This window comes from Bathymodiolus heckerae thiotrophic gill symbiont (assembly GCF_900128515.1).
Taxonomy (GTDB): Bacteria; Pseudomonadota; Gammaproteobacteria; order PS1; family Pseudothioglobaceae; genus Thioglobus_A.
Map to the genome: position 1 here is coordinate 1 of NZ_FQTP01000093.1, position 5,083 is coordinate 5,083.

At 33.8% G+C, this 5,083-nt stretch carries 8 protein-coding genes; all 8 read left to right on the top strand.

The window, feature by feature from the left end:
- The first annotated feature begins 159 nt into the window (after positions 1-159).
- The 8 genes from BTHERMOSOX_RS09075 to BTHERMOSOX_RS09110 all read left to right on the top strand — a co-directional run bounded on the left by BTHERMOSOX_RS09075 (position 160) and on the right by BTHERMOSOX_RS09110 (position 4,898).
- The gene (locus tag BTHERMOSOX_RS09075; protein ID WP_138120757.1) at positions 160-369 is read left to right on the top strand and encodes a KTSC domain-containing protein; all 210 of its coding nucleotides are present in this window, start codon (positions 160-162) and stop codon (positions 367-369) included.
- Positions 370-386: 17 nt separating this feature from the next.
- Positions 387-827 carry a DUF4231 domain-containing protein gene (locus BTHERMOSOX_RS09080; protein ID WP_171004715.1) on the top strand — a complete coding sequence of 147 codons (441 nt, stop codon included), beginning with the start codon at positions 387-389 and terminating at the stop codon, positions 825-827.
- A complete protein-coding gene (locus BTHERMOSOX_RS09085; RefSeq protein WP_138120761.1) occupies positions 820-1,215 on the top strand; it encodes a TIR domain-containing protein in 396 nt (131 codons plus the stop codon). Before BTHERMOSOX_RS09080 ends, BTHERMOSOX_RS09085 begins: the two co-directional genes overlap by 8 nt.
- A complete protein-coding gene (locus BTHERMOSOX_RS09090) occupies positions 1,212-2,132 on the top strand; it encodes an argininosuccinate synthase-related protein (protein WP_283204852.1) in 921 nt (306 codons plus the stop codon). Before BTHERMOSOX_RS09085 ends, BTHERMOSOX_RS09090 begins: the two co-directional genes overlap by 4 nt.
- Positions 2,133-2,371: 239 nt before the next feature.
- Positions 2,372-3,076 (top strand): 2OG-Fe dioxygenase family protein, encoded by a 705-nt coding sequence (locus BTHERMOSOX_RS09095; protein WP_138120763.1) that lies wholly within the window; start codon positions 2,372-2,374, stop codon positions 3,074-3,076.
- Positions 3,063-3,986, top strand: a complete 924-nt coding sequence (locus tag BTHERMOSOX_RS09100; protein ID WP_138120765.1) for a DMT family transporter — start codon at positions 3,063-3,065, stop codon at positions 3,984-3,986. Before BTHERMOSOX_RS09095 ends, BTHERMOSOX_RS09100 begins: the two co-directional genes overlap by 14 nt.
- Before the next feature lie 18 nt (positions 3,987-4,004).
- The gene (locus BTHERMOSOX_RS09105) at positions 4,005-4,421 is read left to right on the top strand and encodes a hypothetical protein (protein WP_138120767.1); all 417 of its coding nucleotides are present in this window, start codon (positions 4,005-4,007) and stop codon (positions 4,419-4,421) included.
- Positions 4,422-4,490: 69 nt separating this feature from the next.
- Positions 4,491-4,898, top strand: coding sequence for a GFA family protein (locus tag BTHERMOSOX_RS09110; RefSeq protein ID WP_138120769.1), 408 nt, complete (start codon positions 4,491-4,493; stop codon positions 4,896-4,898).
- The last annotated feature ends 185 nt before the right edge of the window (positions 4,899-5,083 follow it).

Sequence of the window (5,083 nt, forward strand, 5' to 3'; positions counted from 1 at the left end):
AATTATTTTAGGTATATTACTTGTATCAGGAGTAAGGTTTTGGGTGCACTTGCTACATAAAATTAAAAGACTTGGATTGTATGAAAAAAAATTATAACAAATCATTCCACCTGACCGCTAACGCGGCCGTTGAATTCTAGCGTTAGAAGGTCAAAGACAATGACGATAGAATGGATTAATGTGCGGTCAAGCGCAATTCGAAAAATTGGTTACGACTCATCAAGCAGTCGGATGTATATAGATTTTGAAGATAGCGACCCTTACTACACATACTGCGGAGTACCACAGGATGTCTTTAGTGCATTTGTCACTGCTCAATCTGTAGGTAGTCATTATCACCAATATATTAAAGACCGTTACGATTGTTAAAAATGTTGGGAAATATTATGGATGAACCTAAATATATTAAAGAACGACTCGACGACCAAATTGACTGGTACAGTAAAAAAAGTAAAACAAGCCAAAATTGGTTTAAAGCACTTAGAGCTATTGAAATATTAGCAGCAGGAACAATTCCTTTCTTAGCAGGCTATGTGACCGACGCCGAACCAGAACTAAAAGTCATTATTGGTCTTTTGGGTATAGTTATTGCCTTTGTGGCAGGATTCATATCTCTAGATAAATTTCAGGAAATATGGATAGAATACAGGACAACTTCAGAAACATTAAAACACCATAAATACTTATATCTTACAAAGTCGAGTCCCTATGATACGGAAGTTGCATTTCAAATATTAGTACAAATAGTAGAAGCATTAATCTCTAAAGAGAATTCTAATTGGAATAATTACATTAAACAAACAGAAAAGGATAAAAAGGATGGCTAAGAAAATATTTATAAGTTACGACTATGATAATGACAAAAATTATAAAAACTTATTAAAAGCATGGGACGCTAATGGAACATTTGATTTTAACTTTGATGACCATTCAGCAGATATTTCGATTAATAGCACAGATGCTGCTGTAATCAAAAGAGCCATCTCAGCTAAAATTAACAATGCCACATACTTTCTGTGCATCGTCGGTACAAAAACACATAATAGTAGCTGGGTAAAATGGGAAATAGAAAAAGCGGTTGAGCTTAATAAAAAAATCGTTGCAGTAAAAACAAGTAGTACAAACACAACACCTAATGCATTACTTGGTGTAGGTGCAAAATGGGCAATGTCCTTTACTGAGTCAGGTATTGTCAGCGCCATTAATGATGCATAAACCCTTCTAACAATCAAAATAAAGGAATCGTAACTTTGTTTAGTGGTGGATTGGACAGCTCCTACTTGTTAGCACGATTAAGTAAAATGGAATTCAGAAAAATAATAGCAGTTGCAGTAGACTTAGGTGAAGAAGATAACCAAAATTTATCAATGATAACAGACAAATTAGGTGTAGAGCTGAAAATTATTGATGCAAAAGTTTACTTTGCTAAAAACTCAGTTATTCCAGCGATACAGGCTCAAGCAATATATTTAAATATGTTTCCTGTAAGTTCTTCATTAAGTAGGCCTGTAATAGCTAAAAAATCAATGCAAGTTGCCATAGATAATGATTGTGACGTATTGCTCCATACGGCAAATCAATCGCAGAACAGTTTAAGAAGGTTAAATGGGTCAATTCAATCACTAAAATTTGATGGATATTATGGATCTCCATATGAATATTCTGCAATATCAAGAAAAGAAAAAGCTAAATTTTTAGAAAAATTTGGATTTTCATTTTTAACAAATAGAAAATTAAGTGGAGATGAAAATTTATGGTGTAGAGAATACGAATCAGGAGAGTTGGATAATCCAGAATCATTTTGTTTGAATGAAAGCCTCTATAAATGGTCTGTTAAATCAAAATATAACCATAAAGATAGAATAAAGCTAACATTTAAAAACGGAGTGCCTGTGGCAATTGATGATAAAAGTACAGATATAGTGAAATTAATAAAACTATTAAATTATAGAATTGGCTTGTCAGGGGTGGGCAGATATGCCGGTCTAGAGCATCTACCTAATCAAGAAAAGGTACTAGAAATTAGAGAAATGCCGGCAGCCTCTATCTTATTAAACTCATTCAAGCATTTAGAAATGGCTATTTTAACAACCCCCTTAATAATGGAAAAATCACGTATGGGGCAAATATGAACTCAAGAAGTAGTTGAAGGACGCTGGTATGATGAACTTGCAACTTCATCACTTGCATTTATTCGTGACATTAGCAAGCGTATTTCTGGAAGCGTTACTTATGATATTACTTGTGGAAAATATTTTCCAATATCAATAATTGTCGACCATCCTTTGTATATAAAGGATAGAGATTCCTGGGAAATAAAAAAATCTCACAACGAGTCAAGAAGACAAATTACCGTGAATTAGAAATTATCATGGACAATAACATCATAAAATCATTAATCGAAAAGAAATTTTCATGCGTTAAAGGCAAACAACTTATCAAGACATGGGGTTATTTTGATATAGATGACTGGGATAAATTTTCCGAAACATGGAACAATTTAAAACAAGATAAATATATGGCAGATGGTGGATTATATAGATATAGACGCTATAGTGAATATAAATATAATTCAGACTTGCTCAACTTGAAATTATTACCGCATGTGCCATACATTCAATCATCCAATATAAATTCACTAAATGGGGATATTGAAAGGCATTATGAACCACTTGAAAAGAAAATGACAAATACATTATTTTTTAATGAGTATATAAAGTGGTTAGGCGGCATATTTAGCAACACTTCCAAACATAAAATTTGGAAAATAAAAATATTTGCAAATAGGATTACTTCGGGCATAAATGCAGGCAAACCAACCCCTGAAGGTCTTCATAGAGATGGTGATGATTTTACATCCGTATTATTGGTCAATAAATATAATGTATCTGGAGGAATGAGTAAAATAGCTGATTTAAATGAAAATATTATTGATAATTTTAATATGCAAGAAAAGTGTGATTTATGTTTGCTGTATGATCCTTGTGTTAAACATGGCGTATCTGAGATTTACTCGATAAATAATAAAAAGAAATCGTTTAGAGATGTACTAGTTGTAATGTTTGAAAAAATTTAATTTAATGTATAAAAACTATTTAAGTGATATATTGCTATTAGGTGTTGCTATTATATGGGGATTAAGCTACAGCTTAACAAAAGGAGCGCTAAATTATACTTCTGTATTGATGTTTTTAGTAATAAGATTTGGAATTACATTTTTACTTTTAATGCCTTTTACAATTAAAAGTTTAATTGGAACTTCTAAAAAAATTATATTGTATGGTTCTTTTTTGGGATTAATATTAAGTGGGGTTTTTATAGCAGAAGTGTATGGAATTAAATATACAACAGCCACAAATGCTGCGATACTAATATCGTTATCAATAGTTTTTACTCCATTTATAGATATATTTAGAACAAAAAACAAGCCAAGCAAGCAGTTAATTATAGCGGCCACAACATCTATCATTGGTATTTATATATTAACTTACAACAAGAACTTTACTATTAATATTGGAGATATATTGATATTAATTGCAGCTATTTTAAGAGCAACAATGCTAACATCTATTAAATTATTCACCAATAGATATAGTATTAATTCATTAACATTAACGCAGATACAAATGGGAGTTATATTTTTTGTTAGTTTATTTTTATTGCTCCAAACAAATCAAAGTATTCTAATTCCAATAGAATTAGAATACTGGCTTCAGATAATGTTTATTATTATGTTTTGCACAATATTTGCATTTTTTGCTCAAAATTATGGAGTAAGGCACTCTTCTCCCGTTAAAGCCAGTTTTTTAATGGGAACAGAACCATTATTTGGGGTATTATTTGCTATTATGTTTATAGGGGAGACCTTAACTATAAATGTTGCTTTTGGAGGATTTCTAATATTTATTGCCACCTTGTTAGGGGTGAAAGAAGATAACAAATCATTCCAGCCGACCGCTAACGCGTCAGCTGAATTCAAGCGTTAGGCATCACAGGAGCCGTAAGTGTTAAAATCAGTAGTGCAAGAAGAAACAACGGGGTGTGGAATTGCTTCAGTAGCTAACATCCTAGAAAAGTCATATTCAGAAATGAAAGAGGCAGCTAACGCTATGGGTATCTATGCTACAGACAAATCGCTTTGGTCTGACACCCAGTATGTGAGAAAAATGCTTTCTGCATCTGGTGTTGAAACGTCAAAAAACGAAATACCTTTTAAGTCTTGGCAAACATTACCAGACTTAGCGCTATTATCAATCAAGCACCATCAGGAAGATGGAAAAGACTTTTGGCATTGGGTTGTGTTTAAACGAGCAGACAGTAAAACTGTTGTTTTAGATTCAGCCAACTACCTTTCATCAAACGTGAGAACGGACTTTGACGAGATGCAGCCTAAGTGGTTTATTGAGGTCAAAAATGCCTAACCAATCATTCAGCGGGACGACTATCATCGCCCCTTAATTTAAACGTTATGAAGCACTGGGAGTATCATTATGATTAAGCAAGTCGGAGAAACAGCAATAAATCCAATCCACAAATCTACTTGTCACTGTGGTGCGGTCGAGCTAGAAGTTCAGTTACCCGATGGCATCGTCGATCCGCGCAGATGTAACTGTTCAATTTGCCGACGAAAAGGCGCGGTTGTCGGATCTGTGCCTTTATCGGGATTAAAAGTTGTTAAGGGTAAGGACAAATTGAGTCTCTACCAATTTGACACCAAAGAAGCGGAACATTATTTCTGTTCAGTGTGTGGCATTTACACTCATCACAAGCGACGGTCAAACCCAAATCAATATGGGATAAACCTAGGGTGTCTGGAAGACGTTGATCCTAATCTTATTGAAGGAGTAGAGATCTATGATGGAGCTAACAATCACCCATCAGATAAACGTGCTTCATAACAAACGCATGCAGTCGGATCAGCAAATCGCTACGCGCTTTGCTGACCGCTGATGCGGAGCGTTAGGTAGCTGTCTCGCACCTTTCTTATCTTTTTACAGAAACATTTAGAGGAATAAAATGAAAAAAATAACATTAATTGGCTTATCATTGCTTGCCTTTCAAGCACAAGCAGAAATGCAGATTA